Raw genomic sequence first — 20,739 nt, 5'->3', positions numbered from 1 at the left:
GCCCGACCCCGTACCGCCGCCGCCCGCGCCGCAGCCGCCGACGCCCAGCCCCGACCCCGTGCCGCGCCCGCCGGGCCCCGACCCGGTACCGGAGCCGTCACCGGCGCCCGGCCCGATCACGTAGGAGGTGCATCCCCATGGCCATCGCCACGGTCAACCCGGCCACCGGCGAGACGCTCAAGACCTTCGACGCGCTCGACGCGGGCGGGATCGAGGAGCGGCTCGCCCGCGCGGCAAAGACGTTCCGCAGCTACCGCACGACGAGCTTCGAGGAGCGCGGTGAACTGCTGCGCAACGCCGCCGGCCTGCTGGAGGCGGGCCAGGACGGCATCGCCCGCACCATGACCACCGAGATGGGCAAGCCGCTGGCGGCGGCCCGCGCGGAGGCCGCCAAGTGCGCGAAGGCGATGCGCTGGTACGCCGGGCACGCCGAGGAACTCCTCGCCGACGAGGTGCCCGACCCCGGTGACGTGAAGGACGCGGGCGCCACCCGCGCCTATGTGCGCTACCGGCCGCTGGGCACCGTCCTCGCCGTCATGCCGTGGAACTTCCCCCTCTGGCAGGTCATCCGCTTCGCCGCGCCCGCGCTGATGGCCGGCAACACCTGTCTGCTCAAGCACGCCTCCAACGTGCCGCAGACCGCGCTGTACGTGGAGGACCTGCTGCGCCGGGCGGGCTTCCCCGAGGGCTGCTTCCAGACCCTGCTGGTCGGCTCCGGCGCGATCGAGGACATCCTGCGCGACCGCAGGATCGCCGCCGCGACGCTCACCGGCAGCGAACCGGCCGGCCGCTCCGTGGCGTCGATCGCCGGCGACGAGATCAAGAAGACGGTGCTGGAGCTGGGCGGCAGCGACCCGTACATCGTGCTGCCGTCCGCCGACCTCGACGCGGCGGTCCGCACCGCCGTCACCGCCCGCGTACAGAACAACGGCCAGTCCTGCATCGCCGCCAAGCGCTTCATCGTGCACACCGACGTCTACGACGAGTTCGCGGTGCGCTTCACCGAGCGGATGGCCGGGCTGACCGTCGGCGACCCGATGGAGGAGGCCACCGACGTCGGCCCGCTGTCGAGCGAGCAGGGCCGCTCCGACTTGGAGGAACTGGTGGACGACGCGGTCCGGCGGGGTGCCGCCGCGCTGTGCGGCGGCAAGCGCCCGGAGAAGCTGACCGCCGGGTGGTACTACGAGCCGACCGTCCTGGCCGGGATCACGCCTGAGATGCGCATCCACCAGGAGGAGGCGTTCGGCCCGGTCGCCACGCTGTACCGCGTCAACGACCTGGACGAGGCGATCGCCACCGCCAACGACACCTCGTTCGGCCTCAGCTCCAACGCGTGGACCCGCGACGAGGGCGAACAGAAGCGCCTCGTGCGCGACATCGAGGCCGGCGGCCTCTTCTTCAACGGCATGACCGCCTCCCACCCCGCCCTGCCTTTCGGCGGCATCAAGCGCTCCGGCTACGGCCGGGAACTCGCGGGCCACGGCATCCGCGAGTTCTGCAACGCGACGACGGTGTGGCACGGGGCGTAGGGCCTCCGGGGCCCGGGGGCGCGGCCCCCGGGCCCACCGCGCACCGGACGCGTGTCGCTAGCTCTCCGGCACGTCCTTGACGAACACGAGGCCGTCGCTGTCCGTCAGGTGCGCCGGACCCAGCGGCGCGTAGCCGAACCAGGGTGACTCGCGGGGGACGGGCGGCGTGTCGCCGAGGGCGGCGGCCAGTCGGGCGGGGTCGACGAGGTACCGGTCCTCCGGAAGCGCGTACAGCAGCCCCTCAACGGTGTCCGGCGGCGGGGCGTCCACTCCCCGGTGCCGGATCGTGCCGAGGGCCGTGGCCACGAAGGCGTAGTCCTCGCCCAGGCGGGCGTTCACGAGCGCGCCGGCGCTCCACCACTCCAGCAGCGGGTGGTCCCACATGCGCATCGAGCTCTTGTGCCGCTGGAGATGGCTGTTGTGGGCGAAGACCAGGACCGGGCCCCGCTCGGCGAGGGCGAGAAGGTTGTCGGCCATCATCGCATCCCGTATGCCCAGCAGCCGCGTCATACGGCTCGGCGTGGTGTCGGCCATCCAGGAGTGGTAGCGCAGCAGGCCGGTGGCGGTACGGCCGTACAGCCGCGCGCGGTCCCACGCCTCGCGGGAGGTCGCCGCGATCAGGTGCGGCGTCTGCTCGTCCAGCACCGCCACCAGGCCGTCGGCCAGCAGCCGCAGCTCCCCGGCCTCGGCCGACCGCCCCACGGACCGGGCCGGGTCCGTCATCGCGGCGGGTTCGGTCCACCGTTCGTCGGCGCCGAGCAGGCGGTCGAGCGTGCCCGCGGTGCAAGGGAGCAGGTCCGCGTCCACCTGGGCCGCGAGGTAGGCGTGGAGGGCGAGGAGGGCCCGGCGGGGGCTCTCGGCGCCGGTGATCTCCAGCGGGCCGTCGAATCCGGCGAAGCGCAGGCGTTCGGGCCGGGGGCGGCCTTCGTTGAAGTCCCGCATCCAGCGCACGAGTTCACGGTTGGCGGCGGACGCGCCGAAGCCATGGCTGAACCCGCGCTCCATGACCTCGTCCAGGGTGCCCGTGCCCGAGACGACGTAGTCGTCCACGGCCAGGCCCAGCAGGCAGTCGCTCTCGATGGTGATCGTCCGGTAGCCCTCCTGCTCGACGAGCTGCCGGAAGAGCGCGTTGCGCACTTCGAGCAGGGTGTCCTCGCCGTGGGTGGGCTCGCCCAGGGCGAGCACCCGCGGCCGGGACGGAAGCAGCCGCAGGACGGCGGTGGCATCGAGCGGGTGGGTGGCGTCCTTGATGTCGGTGTCCATGCCTTAAACGCTATCGTTGAACCCTCGGTGGAAACTTTGTCCACACCTTCCCGCGATACCCTCGTCTCCATGTCCCCCAACCCTCAAACAGGCAATCAACTCAGGCCGGTTGACCTGGCGCGCGGGCACGGCCTGTCCACGCAAGCCGTCCGCAATTACGAGGAGGCCGGCATCCTCCCGGCCGCCGGACGCACGCCCAGCGGCTACCGCACCTACACCCCGCTGCACGCGCGGGCCCTGCGCGCGTTCCTCGCCCTGGTCCCCGGCCACGGCCACCGGACGGCGACAGCGATCATGCAGGCGGTGAACGAGGACACGGCCGAAGAGGCGTTCCGCCTCATCGACGAAAGCCACGCCCAGCTCCTCGAAGACCGCCGCACCCTCCGGGCCGTGGAGAACGCCCTGCGCGACCTGACACCCGCCACGGAGCCCGAGCCGGCCGCAGGACCAAGGGCGGGCGGCACGTTCGTCGGACAGCTGGCGGCCCAGCTCGGCATCCGCCCCGCGACGCTGCGCAAGTGGGAGCGCGCCGGCCTCGTACGACCGCGCCGCGACCCCCTGACCGGATACCGCGTCTACGACGAGGCCGACGTACGGGACGCCCGCCTGGCCCACCAGCTCAGACGGGGCGGCTACCTCCTCGAACAGATCGCCCCACTGCTGACCCAGGTACGGGCGGCCGGCGGGCTGGAGCCCCTGGAAGGCGCCCTGAACGACTGGCACAGCCGCCTGTCCGCCCGCGGCCGGGCGATGCTGACCGGGGCCGCCGAACTGGACGCGTACCTGCGCGAGCGCGAGTGACGCCGCCGAGGCAGCAGTCACCGGCCGGCCTCCTGCCCCCCTGCCTCATTCCTCCCCCGGCAGCGCGAACTCGCACCACAACGCCTTGCCGCTGCCCCGCGGTTCCGCGCCCCAGGAGTCCGCGAGGGCTTCGACCATCATCAGGCCGCGGCCCGAGGTGGCGGTTTCGCCGGGGGTGCGGCGGCGCGGCCAGCGGCTGGAGCGGTCCTCGACCTCCAGCCGGATGCGGCGGCGGGCGCCGCCCGGCACACCCGGGCGGGTGGGCAGGAGTTCCACCGTGACCAGCGCCCCGCTGTCCGTGTGCGTCAGCGCGTTCGTGACGAGTTCGGTGGCGGCCACCTCGATGTCGTACGCCAGTGAGCCCGCCCGCCACTGGTCCATCGTGCGCCGCAGCATCGCCCGCACCTCCGAGGCGCCCGAGGGGTCCGCCTGGTGGACGTGCAGCCGGAAGCGCGGGGTGGTGGGGGCCGTGCCGGCGGAGGGGTGGCGGTGCAGGAGGACGAGAGCCATGTCGTCGGCGGACCCGGACCGCGCCCACAGCTCGTCCGAGAGCCGGTCGGCCAGGGCCTCCAGCCCGGTCGGCCCGTCCCGTACGGCCGCGGCCAGCGCGTCGATCCCGGTGGCGATGTCCTCGCCGGGCGTCTCCACCAGGCCGTCCGTGCACAGCAGGAGCCGGGAGCCGGGCTCCAGGAACAGCTGGGTCTCGGGGAAGTGGTCCTGGCCGAACGCGGTCGCCAGCCCGAGCGGCAGCCCGCCGCGCACCGGGTGCCAGTCGGTGTGCCCGGCCGCGTCCCGGATCAGCGGGCCGAGATGGCCGGCCCGCGCCACGTGCAGGGCCCCGGACTCCAGGTCCGCCTGGACATACGTACACGTCGCGAACCGTTCGGTCTCCAGCTCGGCGAGGAAGCGGGAGGCCCGCACGAGCACCGTCTCCGGCGCGTGCCCCTCGGTGGCGTAGGCGCGCAGGGCGATACGGAGCTGGCCCATGACCGCCGCCGCGTGCGTGTCGTGCCCCTGGACGTCACCGACCACCAGCCCGGTGCGCCCCTGGGGCAGCGGTATCACGTCGTACCAGTCGCCGCCGATGTCCCGGCCGGTGCTCGCCGCGTGGTAGCGGACGGCGACCTCGCCCCCGGCGATGTCCGGGACCAGCCGCGGCAGCATCGTGGCCTGCAGGCCGGTCGCGAACTCGCGCTCCTGGTCGAAGAGCGTGGCCCGCTGGAGCGACTGGGCCACGACACCGGCCAGCGCCAGCGCCAGGTTCCGGTCCTCCGCCGTGTGCTGCTTCGGCTCGGCGTTGAACAGGCCGAGCGCCCCGACGACCCGGTCCTGCGCCACCAGCGGCAGGAAGACGGCGCTGCCGGTCGGTATGCGGTCCAGGTACGGGCGCAGCCGCGGGTAGCGGGCGATCAGCTCACCGCGGGACGACAGGAACGCGGCCCGGCGCGTCAGGGCGGCGTCCGACAGCGGCAGCGTGTCGTCCAGCCGGGAGGCCATCATGTCCTCGGGGGTGGTGCCGGGCAGGCCGGTGATCGCGATGACCTCGAAGCGGCCGCTGTCGACCAGCCCGAGGATCAGCGCGTCCGCGCCGAAGCGCCGGGCCCCGCCGGTCCCGGTCAGCACCCGGGTCACGTCCGCGACCGACAGGGCCCGGGAGAGCGCGGCGGTGGTCTGCTGCACCATCACGGTCTGCCGCTGCCGGTTCTCCTGGAGGGACCGCAGCAGCACCGAATCGGCCAGCTCCGTACCCGCCTCCCGCACGAGCCCGACGATCCGGTACGGCCGCCCGTCCCCGTCGCGCAGGAGGTGCCCCTGGGTGTGCGTCCACCGCGGCGTGCCGTCGCGGCAGTGCACCCGGAAGTACACGCCGTACGAGGGCGCCCCGTCCTGGATCGCCTGGGAGACCGCCGCGTCCAGCCGGTAGCCCTCCTCGGGCGGGATACGGGCGGCCAGCGAAGCGGGCCGCCCGTCGTACTCCTCCGGCCGCAGGTCGAAGACCTCCAGCCCGCACGCGTCCAGCTCCAGCGTCCGGCGGTCCAGGTCCCAGTCGAAGGTGCCGGCCCGGTTGAGGGCGAGACGGTCGGCGAGGGCGATGGGGTCGAGGGGCGGAGGCAGGTCGCTGTCATCGGCACCGTCGGGGTCGGGGCCGGGACCGGGGTCAGCGGGCCGGTAGAGCCCGCCATCGCGCCGCGGGTCGTACCGGCTCGGATCGTACGGGCCCGGGGGCGTGCCGTCGCGCCCCGTCATGATCCGCCCCACCCCCGCACCGCCCTCGCCGACCGCAACCCAGCCACCGAAGGCGCGCCGGCCCCGGCCGCCCACCGGACGACCAGGACCGGCGACACCGGGGCCACCACGCCCGCCGCTTCCGTTCGCGGCCCGCCGAAAGGGGACCATCGCAACCGGGAAGCGGCCATGGGCTCACATTAGGACGGTGGGGTGGGTTGTGCATTTCGAGAGGATTTGTGGGGGTGGGCCGGGGCTTCTCTGTACGGGGCCGCCCGGTCTCAGTCGCTGCCGGCCGACTCCACGGCATCCATGGCCTTCCGTACGCGGACGTCGTTCGCCAGCCTGTCGGGCAGTTTGACGGTGTGGTCCAGCCGTGCCCGCAAAAGGGACGGCACGTCGATGTCCGTTCGGTCCGTGAAGATCCCGTGGGTGGGGTTGTCCCGCAGATCTGCTCCGCGCAGGTCCGCACCGGTGAGCTGCGCGCCGCTGAGGTCCGCGCCCCGAAGGTCCGTTCTGCGCAGGCCTGCCCCGCTGAGATCCGCTCCGGCCAGGTACGCGCCGCGGAGGTTCGCGTCGGCCAGATTCGCACGGTTGAGGTCCGCCTTCGTCAACCGGGCGCTGGAGAGCTCCGCACTGCCCAGGTACGCCCCTCGTAGATCCACGCCCGTCATCCACGCGCCGTAGAGGTTCACGCCTTGGAGTTTCGCGTGGCGCAGGCGGGTCGCTCTCAGGTCCGCCTCGTGCAGTTTCGCGCCCCGCAGGTCGGCGTTCTCCAGGTTGGCGCCGTACAGTGTCGCGTTGGTCAGATCCGTGGTCCGTAGCCGCTCCAGGTCGCCCACCTTCGTGATGAGCGGCGCTTCCTCGTTTCTCAGGTCCGCGTCCGTGAGGTCCGCGCGGGTCAGGTCCGCGTTGGTCAGGTTCACGCCCCGGAGGCCGGCCCCGCGCAAGTACGTTCCGGACAAGTCGAGCATCAGCCCGTCGCTGCCCGGTTCCGTGTCCCGGTTGCGGAAGGCCCGGAGCGCGGCTGCGACATCGTTCGGCGGTCGTTCCGGCCGCGTTCCGCCGTCCCTCGGCGCGGTGGCGTGGGCGCGTACGTATGCGCACAGCACGTCGATGACGGTGGGGTAGTCCCGGCGGGAGTCCTGCATGATGCGCCGCAACGCGTAGATGCCGCCCAGGCGGATGTCCGGCGAGTCGTTGCCGAGGTTGCCGACCGCGGTGTTGAACCGGTCGGTGATCTGTGCGTCGCGGGTCAGTTGCTGTTCCCGGTTCACCTGGTTGATCGAAACCCAGGTGAAGGAGGCCACCGCCATGGTGGCCATCGTGGCCAGGACGCCGACGGCCCGCTCCATCCGTACCCACCAGCCCGGCGCGGGAGCAGGTGTTCCCCCCTCGGGCCGCTGTCCGCCGCGCCCCGCGCCGTCGCGGGCGGTGCGCGGCCGTTGCGTGGCCCGGCCGCGCTGCCCCGGCCGCCGACTCGCCAGCGGCGCGCGTACCGAGGCGACCGCGGGCCGCTGCGCACGGAGCGCGATCCGGTGAAGCCGCGTGTGGTGTGCCCCGGCCCGGGGCGTCCCCCTCGTCACGCCGGCTATTGGACCCGAAACACCGGCGCCGCGGGGAAGCGGTTACCGGACATCTTGCGTCTGCCGGTCTACTGCACCCCCGCAGTCATCCCCGTCTCCACCCCCACCGCCCGCGCAGTCCGCACCCGGTGGGCCAGCCGTGCCTGCTTCGTCGTGGCATCGACCGTGTACGCGTCGATCGTCATCGCGCCGGCCGACACCTTCAGCAGCATGAAGCCGAGCCGGGCGAAGTCCTGCCAGGCCGCCGGGTGGGTGAAGTGGGCCTTGCCGTCGCCCGTCTTGGAGGCGGCGCCGCAGACGAGTTGCCGGGTGCCGCGGGTCCGGTCGGTGGGTTCCAGGATCTGCAGGGTGTGGTCGTGGCCGGACATGATCACGTCGGCGCGTCCGCACACCACCTCCTCGTACAGCTCCTTGAGGTGGATGCCGCTGGTGTAGTGCCCGATGACGAAGCCGTCGTAGGAACCGGCGCTGCCGTGCTTGCCGTTGTTCAGGTACGGGTGGTGGCCGAGGACGACCTTCCAGCGGGCGCGCGAGGCGCGCAGCGCGGTGTCCAGCCAGCGTCGCTGTTCGCGCATGTAGGGGCCGTTCCACCGGTAGTGGGGGTCGGTCTGTACGACGTACGAGGCGACCGGGTTGGTGTCGAGCGCGAAGAACTCCACGAGCGGGTCCTCCTGGGCGCCGCCCGCCGGAAGCGCGACGTTGTAGTAGCGGCCGGGCATGTACCAGCGGCGGGACGTGGCGGCGTAGGCGACCTCCCGGTCGCCGCGCGACGGGTCGCCGCCGCTGCCGGGCACCAGGCCCGAGCAGTCGTGGTTGCCCAGCACCATCAGCCACGGCACGTCGATGCCGGTGTTGGGCCGCTCGAACTTCTCCTCGAACTCCGAGTCGTGGTCGGACTCCGGGCCGTTCTCGTAGATGTTGTCCCCGAGGCCGACCGCCAGGCCGACGCCTTCGGCGCGGCAGATCTCCCTGGCCGCCGCGGTGACCGCGTGCTGCTCCGCCTTGCCGGTTCCGGCGTCGCCGGTGATCAGGACGGCGTACTCGCCGGAGGGGCCGGGCGTGGCGGGCAGTGGGAAGCGGTCCGGAGCGACGGTCCGCGCGGCGGCGACGGCGGGCTGCGGCGCTCCGAACGGCAGGGCGGCCAGTGCCGCTCCCGCCATCGCGCCGCCCAGCAGCGTCCGCCGGTGCACACCGGGTGCCGAGGCCGCCGTGTCCGCCGTGTCGTCCGCTACGGCGGCGTCGGCGAGGCCGGGGCCCGCCGTCCGCAGCCACTGGTCCTCGGTCAGGTCCGCCCGCGGCGGGATCAGCTCGCACATGGCTGGCTTTCTCTCACGGGCGGCGGGGCAACTGGTGACGGAGTGATGAACGCCGTGTGGACGTATGGGAAGGAGGGAGGGGGAGGGGACGGCGTTGGTTGCGCAGTTGGTTTCCGGTGGCCGGTCAGCGGCCCCGCCGGGCCAGCCGGCGCAGCGTCCGTCCGCAGTGCCGCGCGTACAGGCGCTGGAACAGCGGGACCACCGGCCCCGCCAGCCGCGTGTACCAGCGGCCCGGCACGCTGAAGGCCGTCATCGTGAACCACACCGCGCCGTCGGCCCGCATCTCCACCACGAACGACTCCTCGCCGCGCTGCGGATGACCGGCCAGCGTGCCGTACGCGAAGCCGATGCGCTCGCTCTCGTACTCGCTCCACACCACCCGGCACGGCGCCCACAGCCGCAGCGGTCCGAGGCCCAGGGCGCACTCCACCCGGACGCCGGGCGCGGCCTCCGGGGCCGAGGCCCGCACCCGTACGCCCGCGGCGCGGTGCATCCGGAAGCTGGTCACCGCGTGCCCCGCCGCTTCGAGGACCGCGCGGCCGTGGCCGAGGTAGGTCGCCTCGTGCAGGTGGCGGTAACCGCCGGGCAGCGGATGGCGGCGGGTGGCGCCTTCCTCGCGGTAGTTGAAGGGGGCGGGGGTGCCGGTGCTGCCGGTCATCGTGGGGCCTGCTTCCTCTGGTGCGGAGGTGGGTGGGGTGGCGTTCGGGGGAGCGGTCATACGGGCACGGGGCCGGCCGGGCGGACCGCGGCGGGCTCGTCGCGGAGGCGGCGCCAGGCGAGCAGCGCGCACAGGGCGAAGCCCAGCGCGTTGCCGAGTCCGTGGGTGGCCGCCATCCATGCCAGTGTGGGGTGCGGGACGCCGGTTGCCTCGCCGAGCGCCCAGCTCAGGGCGAGCAGCATGGTCGCGACGAGCACGGCGGCCGAGCCGCCGAGCAGCGCCCGGGTGGTCCGGTCCGGCGCGGTCGTACGGACGTCCCGCCAGGTGACCAGGGCGACCAGCCACATACCGGCGGTCAGGACCACCGCACCGGCCAGCTCGGCCCAGTCGTCGACGAAGTAGCCCGCCAGGACGAGCAGGGTTCCCACCGGCACGCTGAGCGCGGCGAGCGGCCCGGCCCTGCCGGGGCGGGCGGCGCGGCAGACCAGCCCGGCCACCAGCGCGGCGGCGAACCCGGCGAAGTGGAAGTGCGGCACGGTCAGCGACAGGATCTCCAGGTCGAAGCCGAACAGCCGGTGGCCGGAGCGCTCGGCGACCAGGGCCGTCCCGGCGACGGCCGGGGTGACGAGCGCCGTCAGTACGGCGATCTCGCCCGGGGCGAGGCTGCGGGTGCGGGCCAGCCGGCGCGGCGCGTACGAGGCCAGGGCGAGGGTGGCGAGCGCGTAGGCGGCGGCGAGCACGGTCGCGGCGGCGCCGCGCGGCAGCCACAGCGCGGCCGCGCCCGCCGCCGCGGCCAATGGCCAGCGGCGCCGCAGCCACCGCGTACCGGGTTCGCCGAGCAGCGCCAGCCCCGTCGGGACGACGACGAGCATGCCCAGCATGACGATGAGATCGACCAGTGCGGTCACGATGCCCCCAGATGCGACTCGAAGCGGGATTGAACGCGTTCAATGCGGGGGTCGGAGGTGGCGGTGGGTGCTCAGCGCACCCTGCCGTCCCACTGCCACGCCGTGCGCCGCGGCAGGCCGGGGAGCGCGGTCCGGCCCGTGCACCACAGCAGTACGTCGAACGGGCCGTGCCCGGGCGGCGCGGCCGGGGCGTCCGGGAAGAGCCGGGTCAGGGCGGCGGCGCTCAGGCCGGTGTCCGGTGCCCAGGGCGGGGCGGCCGGGCCCGGGGCCGGGTCTGGGTCCGGGCCCGGGTCCGGGTTCAGTGCGCGGGTGATGTCGTAGGTGTGGAGGAGCAGTTCCGTGATCCCCATGGCCGCGAAACCGGCGGCGTCGGCGTGCCCCCACGGATGCCAGGCCCGGACGTCGGACGGCGTGTCGCGGACCGTGGAACCGAGGAGCGAGGCCGCGATACGCAGCCCCTCCAGGCAGGCGGGGAGGGGTGCTCGCGGGTCGAGGGAGGCGAAGAGGGTGATGTAGCGGTCGGCGGGGCGGGCGATCAGCAGACCCGCGTACCCGGTCAGGCCGAGGGCGAGGTGGTCGAGGGTTTCCCGGCAGGTCCATTCCAGGCCGTGGGCGCGGCGCGACCAGTCCTGGTCCGCTCTTTCGAGGAGGGCGTCCAGGCAGGCGTCGGTGGCGGCAGCCAGCAGGCGGGGCCAGGCGGTGGCGGGCGGTGCCGCGTGGGTCGCGGTGGTCACCGGGGCTCCGCCGCCTTCCTGAGGGCCTCGATGACGCTCGCGTAGCTGCTGGAGCCGTGGCCCGCGGCGCGGGTCCGCTCCATGGCGGCCTTGAGCAGTTCCGGCAGCGCGTTGTCCACGCCGCGCGCCGCCGCGGCGTGGATCAGGTGGTCGATCGCGGCGATCTGGACCTCCACGGTGGCGTCGTCGCCCGGGTAGTGACCGGCGTCCACCTGGGGCGCGTACGTGGTGAGGAAGCCCGCCACCGCGCTCAGCCAGCGGATCGCGACCGGGGTGAACGCGGTGGCCGGGGTGCCCTCCGCGCCGACCAGCGCGGTGCCGTGCAGCCACCCGGTCATGGCGGCCCACATCAGGCCGAGCAGGGCCGCGTCGTACAGGGACGCCAGTCCCGGGTCCGTACCCAGGTACAGCGGGTCGCCCAGGGACGCGAGGACCGGGCGGTGGGCGTCGAGGACCGCGCGCTCACCGCTGTAGAGGAACATCATCTCCGGGCTGCCGACGCCCGGCGGGGTCGTCATGATCGCCCCGTCGAGGTAGTGCGCACCGTGCGACCGCGCCCACGCGGCGGCCTCCGCGGCCTGTTCCGGGGTGCCGGAGGTGAGGTTGACCAGCGTCTTGCCCGCGAGCGAGTCCGCCACCGGGTCGAGGACGGTGTGCAGGGCCGCGTAGTCCAGTACGCAGGCGATGACGAGCGGGCTCGCCGCGACCGCCGCCGCGGGGGTGGCCGCCACCGTGGCCCCGCGCTCCGCCAGCGGTTCAGCCTTGTGCGGCGAACGGTTCCACACCGTCGTCGCGTGGCCGCCCTTCAGCAGCGCGCCGGCCAGCGCCGTTCCCATCGAGCCCAGCCCCAGCACCGTCACGGCCGCGCGTTCGGTTTCCATGTGCGTCTCCTCGTACGTCCGCCGGTGTTCATGCGTCCGGCGGTTGATCACGTACGGACCACGCTCGCAGCGCGGGGCGGCCGCAACCAGTGACAGTGGTGACGGCCAGCACCAAATTCCTGCCACGTTCTTCCCGCACCTTGCCGCCGTTCTTCGTGCGCCCTTCGGGTGCCTATGCTTCCGGAATGAGCGTTGGTTCCGTCGCGGTCGTCGTGACCGAGGAGATCGGGGTCCCGTCGTGGGACCTGTACGAACTGAGCATCCCCTGCACGGTCTTCGGCAAGCCGCAGCCCGACCTCGCCGACCCCTGGTACGACCTGCGGCTGTGCGGCATCGGTGAGCGGGGGGACGCGGCGGGCGCGGAGGGCACGGCGGGGCTGGCCCTCCGTACCCCGTACGGACTCGACGACCTGGCCGGCGCGGACACGGTCATCGTCCCGTCGGTGCCCGACCCTTGTGTGGAGGAGGGCGAACCGCTGCCACCGGGGCTGCTCGCGGCGCTGCGCCGCGCCCACGACGCCGGCGCCCGCATGGTGTCCCTGTGCACCGGGGCCTTCGCGCTCGCCGAGGCCGGGCTGCTCGACGGGCGCCGCGCCACCGCCCACTGGATGCACACCGCCCAGCTCGCCGAGCGCTACCCGAAGGTGCGGGTCGACGACTCGGTGCTGTACGTGGACGACGGCGACGTGCTCACCAGCGCCGGGCTCACCGCGGGGCTCGACCTCTGCCTCCACCTGGTGCGGCGCGACCTGGGCGCGCACGTCGCCAACCAGCTGGCGCGCCGCATGGTCGTACCCGCCCACCGGCCCGGCGGCCAGGCCCAGTTCATCGACCTGTCCGTACCCGCCACCGACGACCAGGGCCTGGCCCCGGTCCTGGCCTGGGCCCGCGCCCACCTCGACCGGCCGCTGACCGTCGAGGACCTGGCGGAGCGCGCCGCGCTCAGCCCCCGCACGTTCTACCGGCGGCTCCAGGCCGCCACCGGCACGACTCCGCTCCAGTGGCTCCTCGACCAGCGCCTGGCGCGCGCCCAGAGCCTGCTGGAATCGACGGACCTGCCGGTCGAGAAGATCGGCGAACTCAGCGGCCTGGGCACCGCGAACAACCTGCGCCACCACTTCCTCAAGCGCGTCGGGGTCTCGCCGTCCGACTACCGGCGGGCGTTTCCCCGTACGGCACCGGACGTGCCGCTCGCGGGGTGAGGCGCGGGAGCCGTGGGCAAGGGGCCGGTGCCCCTCACGTCTCCATCGCCCCGTGCCGCCCCGCCCCCGCAGCGAAGCGCGCCGCGCCCGTCATCGCCTCCGCCAGGACACCCTGCCCGTAGCGGAATTCCTGAGCCATGGCGGCCTCCTCGGACAGGCCCTCCTGTGCCAGGAGGGAGGCGCGGTCGCTGCGCACGCACGCCTGGGGGAAGCGGGCGATGGCGGCTGCCAGCTCCTCGGCCTCGGCACGCGCCCGCCCCGGCGGGACCACCCGGTTGGCCAGGCCCATCTCCAGCGCCTCGGCCGCGCCCACCGGCCGCCCGGTCAGCACCATGTCCAGGGCGCGGCCGGTGCCGACGACGCGGGGCAGGCGTACCGTACCGCCGTCGATCAGCGGGACGCCCCAGCGGCGGCAGAACACCCCGAAGACCGCGTCCTCCTCCGCCACCCGCAGATCGCACCACAGAGCCAGCTCCAGGCCGCCCGCCACCGCGTGCCCCGCGACCGCCGCGATCACCGGTTTGTCCAGGCGCATCCGGGTGGGGCCCATCGGCCCGTCGCCGTCCGCCGCGACCCGGTTGCCGTGCCCGGTGCCGATCGCCTTGAGGTCGGCGCCGGCGCAGAACGTGCCGCCCTCGCCCCACAGGACGGCGGCGTGCGCCGTGTCGTCCGCCGCGAAGGCGCGGAAGGCGTCGGCCAGCGCGGCGGCCGTCGCGCCGTCCACCGCGTTGCGCGCCTGCGGCCGGGACAGGATGACGGTCGTCACCGGGCCGGAGCGCTCGACGCGTACGGCCTGCGCCGCCGGGCCGTTGCCGCTCATCCGGCCGCCTCCGTATGCGTCCGCTCCAGGATGGCCGTCAGGTCGGCCGTGGCGGGCAGGGTCCCGAAGGCGTGCCCCCACTCCCCGTCCAGCCGGGAGGCGCAGAACGCGTCCGCGACCGCCGGGTGGCTGTGCTGTACGAGCAGGGCGCCCTGGAGCGCGAGTGCCATCCGCTCCGCCAGCGAGCGGGCCGCGCGCTGCGCCTGGTCCGGGTCGCCGAGCGTGCCGAGCATCTTGCGGACGCCCGCGACGGCCGCGTCCAGCCGCCGGTCGGCGCCCGCAGCCGCGTCCACCTCGGCGAAGTACGCTTCCAGCGAGGCCGGTTCCTTGGCGAGCGCGCGCAGCACGTCCAGCGCGGCGACGTTGCCCGAGCCTTCCCAGATGGACAGCAGCGGTGCCTCGCGGTAGATGCGCGGCATGCCCGACTCCTCCACGTAGCCGTTGCCGCCCAGGCACTCCAGGGCCTCCGCCGCGTGCGCGCTGCCCCGCTTGCACACCCAGTACTTGCCGACGGCCAGCGCCAGCCGCCGCAGCGCGGCCTCGCCCGTGTCCCCGGCCTGCGCCCCGTCCACGGCGGTCGCCAGCCGCATCGCCAGTGTCGTCGCCGCCTCCGACTCGATCGCCAGGTCCGCCAGCACCGCCCGCATCAGCGGCTGTTCGGCCAGCGCGCGGCCGAACGCGTGCCGGTGCGCGGTGTGGTGCAGTGCCTGCCGCAGCCCGGCGCGCATTCCGGCCGCCGAGCCGATCACACAGTCCAGCCGCGTCATGTTCACCATCTCGACGATGGTGCGTACGCCGCGCCCCGGCTCGCCGACCGGCCAGGCCACCGCGTCCTCGTACTCGATCTCGGAGGAGGCGTTGGAACGGTTGCCGAGCTTGTCCTTCAGGCGCATCAGGCGCATGCCGTTGCGGGTGCCGTCGGGCAGCACGCGCGGCAGCAGGAAGCAGCTCAATCCCTCCGCCGTCTGCGCGAGCACCAGGAACACGTCGCTCATCGGCGCGGACGTGAACCACTTGTGGCCGGTGATGCGGTACGCGCCGTCGCCCGCCGGCACCGCCCGCGTCGTATTGGCCCGGACGTCCGAGCCGCCCTGCTTCTCCGTCATCGACATGCCCGCGATCAGGCCGGACTTGGTCAGCGGGGGCCGCAGCCCGTAGTCGTACGTACGGGACGCCAGCAGCGGTTCGTACCGCGCCGCCAGGTCCGGCGCGGCGCGCAGGGCCGGGACGGCGGCGTACGTCATGGAGACGGGGCAGCCGTGCCCCGGCTCGGCCTGGGACCACACGTAGAACTTCGCCGCGCGCACGAGATGGGCGCCGGGCCGGGAGTCCGCCCACGGCGCGGCGTGCAGCCCCCGCTCCACCGCCACGGTCATCAGCCGGTGCCAGGCGGGGTGGAACTCCACCTCGTCGATCCGGTGGCCGAAGCGGTCGTGGGTGCGCAGCCGGGGCGGCTGCTCCTCGGCCATCCGGGCCTGCTCCTGCACCGCTTCCGTCCCGGCGAGCGCGCCCAGCTCCCGCACCTCCGGCTCGCCCCACCCGGCACCCGCGCGGCGCAGCGCCGCCAGCAGGGCCGGGTCGTCCGCCGCGCTGAATCCGGTCAGCGGCGGCGCCTGATTCACGACTTCATGGGTTTCATGGGTGAGGGCCATACCGGGGACGTTACAGAAACAGAACAGGCGCGGGAAGACTGTAATGGAATGGGCTGTCATAGAGTCGGTGTTCGTGGCGGCCTGACGGCCGCCGGACTTCGAGGGGACGGAACATGAGGGAACGGGGCCGGGCCACGGCGGCGCGCGGTGCGGAGACCGGGGGCGGACGGCGGGTGCCGCTGCTCCTGGCGGTGGCGGCCGCCGCCTATCTGCTCGACCTGGGCAGCAAGGTGGCCGTGGTCGCGGAGCTGGAGAACGGCGCCCCCGTCAAGGTGCTCGGCGACTGGCTGGAGCTGCTGGTGGAGCGCAACCCCGGCGCGGCGTTCGGCATCGGTGAGGCGGCCACCATCCTGTTCACGGCCATCGCCGTGGCCGTCGCGGTGGTGATCGTCCGCCTGGCGCGCAAGCTCTACAGCACCCCCTGGGCGATCGCGCTGGGCCTGCTGCTGGGCGGCGGACTCGGCAACCTGACCGACCGTCTCTTCCGCACCCCCGGCGACTTCCGGGGCGCGGTGGTCGACTTCATCCACGTACGCGGCTTCAGCATCATGAACCTCGCCGACTGCGCGATCGTCTGCGGCGGCATCCTGATCGTGCTGTTCTCCTTCCTGGGGTGGGAACTGGACAACAGGGAGAAGACGGCGAAGGAGGAGCGTGCCGCGGCCCCGGACGGCGCGGTGTGCGGCGACGCGACCCGGTGAGGCGGGCGGCCCGCACCGGCGTGCGGGGCACCTCCTAGGATTCCGCCCGATGGACCACGACACCTCCGTACGCGACGCCGCGACGCGCCTCGGCCTGCCGCCGCTCACCGCCCGCTCCATCGTGCTCAGCACTCTCCTGGGCCACCACCCGCCCCGCCTCCCGGCGCGCGCCCTGGTGCGGGTCGGCGAGCTGTTCGGCATCGCCGAGGGCACCATCCGTGTCGCGCTGTCCCGGATGGTGGCCGCGGGCGACCTTCAGCAGGGGCAGGGGGCGTACGGGCTCACCGCGCGGCTACTGGAGCGCCAGGCGCGGCAGGACGAGAGCCGTACGCCGCGGACCCGGCGCTGGGACGGCGCCTGGGAGATCGCCGTGGTCACCGCCGAAGCGCGCCCGGCCGCGGAGCGGACCGCGCTGCGCCAGGCCATGGCGGAACTGCGGCTCGCCGAACTGCGCGAAGGGACCTGGCTGCGCCCCGGCAACCTGGAGCGCACCCGCCCGGCCGTGGTCGCCCGGCAGTGCACCTGGCTCACCGGCGCTCCGGACGGCGACCCGGCAGAGCTGGTACGTGACCTGTGGGACCTGGACGGCTGGGCGGCGCGGGCGCGCGCCCTGCTGGCCGCGCTGTCCGACGCCACGTCACCGGCCGGTCGCTTCACCGTCTCCGCCGCCGTACTGCGCCATCTCCTGACCGACCCGCTGCTGCCGGACGCCCTGCTGCCCGCCGACTGGCCGGGCGCCGAGCTGCGCAGCCGTTACGACGCCTTCGAGGCAGAGCTGCGCGATCTGCTGCGGCAGTACGTCACGCCCGGCAGCGCGGCCTGAGCCCGTCGGCAGGCGTTGAGTGGGTCTCGAATCCGGCAGTGCGGCCCGACCGTACGCAAGCGTTCAGCAGCCCTCGAACCCGGCAGCGCGGCCCGACCGTACGCAAGAGTTCAGCGGCCCTCGAACAGGAAGTCCAGGAAGAGGGTCGCCGACAGCAGCGCCGCGCTGCCCCCGGCCGTGAGCCCGTTGCGGGTCATCCGTGAGTCCAGCCGGACGAACGCCTTACGCCCGCGCGGGGTGCCGAAGCCGCCCGACGACAGCACGTCACGCGCGTCCATCTGCACCGACAGCAGCCCCTGCGACCCGCCCCGTTGCAGCAGAGTCGTGTCATCGAGCGTGGACAGCAGTGCCAGCAGCGCGTCCATGCGGGCCGTTACCTCGGACGCGCCGGCCGCGCGGGACTGGCGCAGCGCGGGCAGCGCCACGCCCAGGACGTTCGGGAAGCCGGAGCGGGCCTGGCCGACGGCGCCGGGAACGCCGTAGTACTGGCGGGCACGGCCGCCCAGCGACCGACTGGCGGCGGGGGCACCGCCGTCCGGCAGGCGCGCCAGCGTGGCCGCCGCCTCACAGGTCTCCACGTCCGAGCGGCAGTTCGTGGCGGCGGCACCGGCCACCAGCAGACCCACGGACCACAGTGCGCCGCGCTTGCCGGGCGCACCCGGACCCGCTTGGAGCGCGCGCTGCTCGCCGGCCCGGCCCAGCCGCCCGAGCTGTTCGCGCAGCCGCCGGTCCAGCGGCCGCCCCATGGCGGCCTCGGCCATGGAGGCGAAGGGAGCGTGCAGCAGCTCGGCGGCGTGCAGCGCGAGCGGGTCCGGCTTGGGGGCGAGCACCGTCTGCGCGGTGCAGGCGGCGACGGCGAGGTCGGCGAGCCGCAGCGGGAGGGGGCGGTCCGGGGAGGGGTGCGGGACCGTGTGCAGGACGGGGCGCTCGTGCGCCGGCGGCACGGCTTCGCGCGCGGCCTCCGGCCGCAGCCTCTTCATGATCGATCGGCCGCGGACCGCCGAACGGGCTGATGAAGTAGGAGTACCCATCGGTTCGCGCTCCCTCCGTGTTACGCCACGCCCTCCCAAATCCCTCCCAAAAGAGTACGGCTTCGTCCACACGTCCGACGCTCCGCCCCCTGGTCTGTCCGGTCCGCGCCCCCGCGCCGCCGGCCCGGTCCACCCCAGCGCCGCTCCGGCGCCCCGCGCCCGGACTTGGCGCTTCCTCCAACCCGGCTCGCATCCGCCAGGTGCATTCCCACGGAGAAATTGCAGATGAGAGAGCATCTGCCATACGGTGCCGCACATGCAGTCCTATACGATCGGCCAGGCCGCGCGCCTGCTCGGCGTCAGCCCCGATACGGCCCGCCGCTGGGCCGACGCCGGCCGCGTCGCCACCCACCGGGACGAAACCGGCCGCCGACTGATCGACGGCCGTGACCTGGCCGCGTTCTCCACCGAACTCGCCAAGAACGGCGCCACGGAGGACGACACCTCCCACACCTCGGTCCGCAACGCCTTCCCCGGCATCGTCACGGCGATCAAGCTGGGCGACGTCGCGGCGCAGGTGGAGATCCAGGCCGGTCCGCACCGGCTGGTCTCCCTCCTGACCCGGGAAGCGGTGGAGGAACTCGGACTGGAGGTCGGTATGCGGGCCACCGCCCGCGTGAAGTCGACCAATGTGCATATCGACCGCGTCTGACGCCCGCCGCTGCCCCGCGTCACCGCCCGCGTCCCCAAGGAGTCGATCCCGATGCCCCGTACCTCCGGTGTCACCCGGCGCCGCGCCCTCGCCGCCGCCCTGACCGTCGCCGTGCTCGCCCCGCTCGCCGCCGCCTGCGGGGGCGGTGACGACTCGTCCGCCGCGGACAGCGGCAAGACCACGATCAAGGTCCTCGCCGCCGCGTCCCTGACCGACGTCTTCGCCAAGGCCGCCGACGCGTACCACAAGGAACACCCCGACACCACGGTGAAGTTCTCCTTCGCCGGCTCGCAGCAGCTCGCCGCCCAGGTCAACCAGGACTTCCCGGCCGACGCCCTGGTCACCGCGGACACCCGGACCATGGACGGGCTGCGGGGCAAGACCGCCGAGCCGCAGATCATCGCCAAGAACCGGCTGGTGATCGCCACCGCCGAGGGCAACCCCAAGCACGTCAAGGGGCTGGCCGACCTGGCCGCCACCAAGAAGCTCAAGGTCGTGCTCGCCGCTCCCGCCGTGCCCGTCGGCCGCTACAGCAAGAAGGTCCTGGACCGGCAGCACGTCAAGGTCCAGCCACTCTCGCAGGAGCAGGACGTGCGGGGCGTGCTGAGCAAGGTCGAGCTGGGCGAGGCGGACGCGGGCATCGTCTACGCCACCGACGCGATGACCGCGCCGGACAAGGTCGACGCCGTACAGATCCCGGACGAGCAGAACGCGATCGCCGAGTACCCGGCCGCCACGCTCAAGAACTCGGAGCACTCCAAGGAGGCGGACGCGTTCGTGAAGTGGCTCGGTGGCGCGAAGGCGCAGAAGATCCTGCGCGACGCCGGCTTCCAGCAGCCGTGACGGAGCACGAGCCGCGACCCGCCATGTTCCCCTCGATGTCATGAAGCGCGACGCTCCCGAGCGCGACCGCGAGCCCGGTGCCGCACGCGGCCGGGCGCCCGCCGACGGCCGGGGCCGCACCCCCGGCACGGTGCCCGGCCGGGGACCCGGCGCCGGGCGCGCCCTCCTCCCCGGGCGCGCCCGGAAGGCCGTACCCGGCCGGCGCGCTCCGCTGGCCCTGGCCGTGCCCGCCGTCCTGGCGGTGGCGTTCCTGCTGGTGCCCATGGCCGGCATCCTCGCCCGTACCTCCTGGAGCGGCCTCGGCACCCATCTGACCTCCGACGGCGTCGTCGAAGCCCTGCGGATCTCGCTGGTCGTCTCCTGCTGGGCCCTGGGCCTGTCCCTGCTGCTCGGCGTGCCGCTCGCGTGGCTGCTGGCGCGCGTCGACTTCCCCGGCAAGGCGCTGGTGCGCTCGCTGGTACTGCTGCCGATGGTGCTGCCGCCGACCGTCGGCGGCGTGGCGCTGCTGCTCGGATTCGGGCGGCGGGGCCTGCTGGGCGGGTGGCTGGAGAGCTGGTTCGGCGTACAGCTGCCGTTCCACACGGCGGGCGCGGTGGTCGCCGCCACCTTCGTCTCGATGCCGTTCCTGGTCATCAGCCTCGAAGGCGCGCTGGCCGGGCTGCACGCGCGGTACGAGGAGACGGCCGCCTCGCTCGGCGCCGGGCCGCTGCGCGTCTTCGCCACCGTCACGCTGCCCATGGTCGCCCCCGGGCTCGCCGCCGGAGCCGCCCTGACCTGGGCGCGGGCGCTGGGCGAGTTCGGCGCCACGATCACCTTCGCGGGCAACCTGCCGGGCGTCACCCAGACCCTGCCCCTCCAGGTCTACCTGCTCCTCCAGGACAGTCCCGAGGCCGCCACCTCCGTCTCCCTGCTGCTGCTCGTCGTCGCGATGGCCGTCCTGGTCGCCCTGCGCGGCCGATGGGCGGGCGGGGGCGGCCCGGTGCGGGGGCGCACGAGCGGCGCGGTGACGCGTACGGACGCGGAGGGCGGCGGGGCGCCGGATGCCGACGGCACGTGGCCGGACCACATGACCGGCGCATCCGAGGCGTCCGGCCCGCCCGCCACCCCGGCCCC

19 protein-coding genes are annotated in these 20,739 nt (G+C 74.1%); 8 read left to right on the top strand and 11 right to left on the bottom strand.

Annotated elements, in window-relative coordinates; genetic code table 11:
• Nucleotides 1-137 precede the first annotated feature (137 nt).
• Nucleotides 138-1,529 carry an NADP-dependent succinic semialdehyde dehydrogenase gene (locus IH45_RS0138640; protein ID WP_030680251.1) on the top strand — a complete coding sequence of 464 codons (1,392 nt, stop codon included), beginning with the start codon at nucleotides 138-140 and terminating at the stop codon, nucleotides 1,527-1,529.
• A gap of 57 nt (nucleotides 1,530-1,586) precedes the next feature.
• Here the strand turns inward: IH45_RS0138640 and IH45_RS0138635 are convergent, their stop codons facing one another.
• Nucleotides 1,587-2,792 (bottom strand): erythromycin esterase family protein, encoded by a 1,206-nt coding sequence (locus tag IH45_RS0138635; RefSeq protein WP_030680249.1) that lies wholly within the window; start codon nucleotides 2,790-2,792, stop codon nucleotides 1,587-1,589.
• 69 nt (nucleotides 2,793-2,861) lie between these two features.
• On the opposite strand from IH45_RS0138635, the gene IH45_RS0138630 reads away from it, so the two are divergent.
• Nucleotides 2,862-3,593: a TioE family transcriptional regulator gene (locus IH45_RS0138630; RefSeq protein ID WP_030680246.1), complete on the top strand. Its 732-nt coding sequence runs from the start codon at nucleotides 2,862-2,864 to the stop codon at nucleotides 3,591-3,593.
• A 45-nt stretch (nucleotides 3,594-3,638) separates the two neighbouring features.
• Here the strand turns inward: IH45_RS0138630 and IH45_RS0138625 are convergent, their stop codons facing one another.
• From IH45_RS0138625 to IH45_RS0138595, 7 genes are all read right to left on the bottom strand, one after another.
• Nucleotides 3,639-5,840 carry a SpoIIE family protein phosphatase gene (locus tag IH45_RS0138625; RefSeq protein WP_078897988.1) on the bottom strand — a complete coding sequence of 734 codons (2,202 nt, stop codon included), beginning with the start codon at nucleotides 5,838-5,840 and terminating at the stop codon, nucleotides 3,639-3,641.
• 260 nt (nucleotides 5,841-6,100) lie between these two features.
• A complete protein-coding gene (locus tag IH45_RS0138620) occupies nucleotides 6,101-7,405 on the bottom strand; it encodes a pentapeptide repeat-containing protein (RefSeq protein WP_158813405.1) in 1,305 nt (434 codons plus the stop codon).
• A 68-nt stretch (nucleotides 7,406-7,473) separates the two neighbouring features.
• The gene (locus IH45_RS0138615; protein WP_050515484.1) at nucleotides 7,474-8,721 is read right to left on the bottom strand and encodes a metallophosphoesterase; all 1,248 of its coding nucleotides are present in this window, start codon (nucleotides 8,719-8,721) and stop codon (nucleotides 7,474-7,476) included.
• 124 nt (nucleotides 8,722-8,845) lie between these two features.
• Nucleotides 8,846-9,379 (bottom strand): DUF1990 family protein, encoded by a 534-nt coding sequence (locus IH45_RS0138610; RefSeq protein WP_030680237.1) that lies wholly within the window; start codon nucleotides 9,377-9,379, stop codon nucleotides 8,846-8,848.
• A 56-nt stretch (nucleotides 9,380-9,435) separates the two neighbouring features.
• Nucleotides 9,436-10,287, bottom strand: coding sequence for a YndJ family protein (locus tag IH45_RS0138605; RefSeq protein ID WP_030680236.1), 852 nt, complete (start codon nucleotides 10,285-10,287; stop codon nucleotides 9,436-9,438).
• Between the two features lie 71 nt (nucleotides 10,288-10,358).
• Nucleotides 10,359-11,021 carry a maleylpyruvate isomerase N-terminal domain-containing protein gene (locus tag IH45_RS0138600; protein WP_030680235.1) on the bottom strand — a complete coding sequence of 221 codons (663 nt, stop codon included), beginning with the start codon at nucleotides 11,019-11,021 and terminating at the stop codon, nucleotides 10,359-10,361.
• Complete coding sequence (locus tag IH45_RS0138595) at nucleotides 11,018-11,902, bottom strand: NAD(P)-dependent oxidoreductase (RefSeq protein WP_030680234.1); 885 nt, start codon at nucleotides 11,900-11,902, stop codon at nucleotides 11,018-11,020. Before IH45_RS0138595 ends, IH45_RS0138600 begins: the two co-directional genes overlap by 4 nt.
• A gap of 185 nt (nucleotides 11,903-12,087) precedes the next feature.
• Between IH45_RS0138595 and IH45_RS0138590 the strand changes: the two genes are divergently transcribed.
• The gene (locus tag IH45_RS0138590) at nucleotides 12,088-13,104 is read left to right on the top strand and encodes a GlxA family transcriptional regulator (RefSeq protein WP_030680233.1); all 1,017 of its coding nucleotides are present in this window, start codon (nucleotides 12,088-12,090) and stop codon (nucleotides 13,102-13,104) included.
• Nucleotides 13,105-13,138: 34 nt separating this feature from the next.
• Here IH45_RS0138590 and IH45_RS0138585 read toward each other — a convergent pair whose 3' ends face one another.
• Entirely contained in the window at nucleotides 13,139-13,924 is a 786-nt protein-coding gene (locus IH45_RS0138585; RefSeq protein WP_030680230.1) for a crotonase/enoyl-CoA hydratase family protein, read from the bottom strand.
• Nucleotides 13,921-15,576: an acyl-CoA dehydrogenase family protein gene (locus tag IH45_RS0138580; RefSeq protein ID WP_030680228.1), complete on the bottom strand. Its 1,656-nt coding sequence runs from the start codon at nucleotides 15,574-15,576 to the stop codon at nucleotides 13,921-13,923. The genes IH45_RS0138585 and IH45_RS0138580 overlap by 4 nt, the downstream gene beginning before the upstream one ends.
• A 113-nt stretch (nucleotides 15,577-15,689) precedes the next feature.
• Here IH45_RS0138580 and lspA point away from each other — a divergent pair, with 113 nt between their 5' ends.
• On the top strand, nucleotides 15,690-16,277 hold the full coding sequence (lspA, locus tag IH45_RS0138575) for a signal peptidase II (protein ID WP_030680225.1): 588 nt from the start codon (nucleotides 15,690-15,692) through the stop codon (nucleotides 16,275-16,277).
• A gap of 49 nt (nucleotides 16,278-16,326) precedes the next feature.
• Nucleotides 16,327-17,100 (top strand): PaaX family transcriptional regulator C-terminal domain-containing protein, encoded by a 774-nt coding sequence (locus IH45_RS0138570; protein ID WP_030680222.1) that lies wholly within the window; start codon nucleotides 16,327-16,329, stop codon nucleotides 17,098-17,100.
• 110 nt (nucleotides 17,101-17,210) lie between these two features.
• Here IH45_RS0138570 and IH45_RS0138565 read toward each other — a convergent pair whose 3' ends face one another.
• Nucleotides 17,211-18,080 (bottom strand): triphosphoribosyl-dephospho-CoA synthase, encoded by an 870-nt coding sequence (locus IH45_RS0138565; protein ID WP_050515483.1) that lies wholly within the window; start codon nucleotides 18,078-18,080, stop codon nucleotides 17,211-17,213.
• A gap of 307 nt (nucleotides 18,081-18,387) precedes the next feature.
• On the opposite strand from IH45_RS0138565, the gene IH45_RS0138560 reads away from it, so the two are divergent.
• The 3 genes from IH45_RS0138560 to IH45_RS0138550 form a co-directional block, all read left to right on the top strand.
• On the top strand, nucleotides 18,388-18,783 hold the full coding sequence (locus tag IH45_RS0138560) for a TOBE domain-containing protein (RefSeq protein WP_030680217.1): 396 nt from the start codon (nucleotides 18,388-18,390) through the stop codon (nucleotides 18,781-18,783).
• A 51-nt stretch (nucleotides 18,784-18,834) separates the two neighbouring features.
• Complete coding sequence (modA, locus tag IH45_RS0138555) at nucleotides 18,835-19,626, top strand: molybdate ABC transporter substrate-binding protein (protein ID WP_030680213.1); 792 nt, start codon at nucleotides 18,835-18,837, stop codon at nucleotides 19,624-19,626.
• Nucleotides 19,627-19,888: 262 nt separating this feature from the next.
• Nucleotides 19,889-20,739 (top strand): ABC transporter permease (locus IH45_RS0138550; RefSeq protein ID WP_394298741.1); only part of this gene is annotated, 851 nt, incomplete at its 3' end.

It is taken from the genome of Streptomyces rimosus subsp. rimosus, assembly GCF_000720725.1.
GTDB classification, from domain to species: Bacteria; Actinomycetota; Actinomycetes; order Streptomycetales; family Streptomycetaceae; genus Streptomyces; species Streptomyces rimosus_A.
The sequence above is the reverse complement of the archived record's forward strand: the minus strand, read 5'-3'. Positions and strand labels throughout refer to the sequence as shown.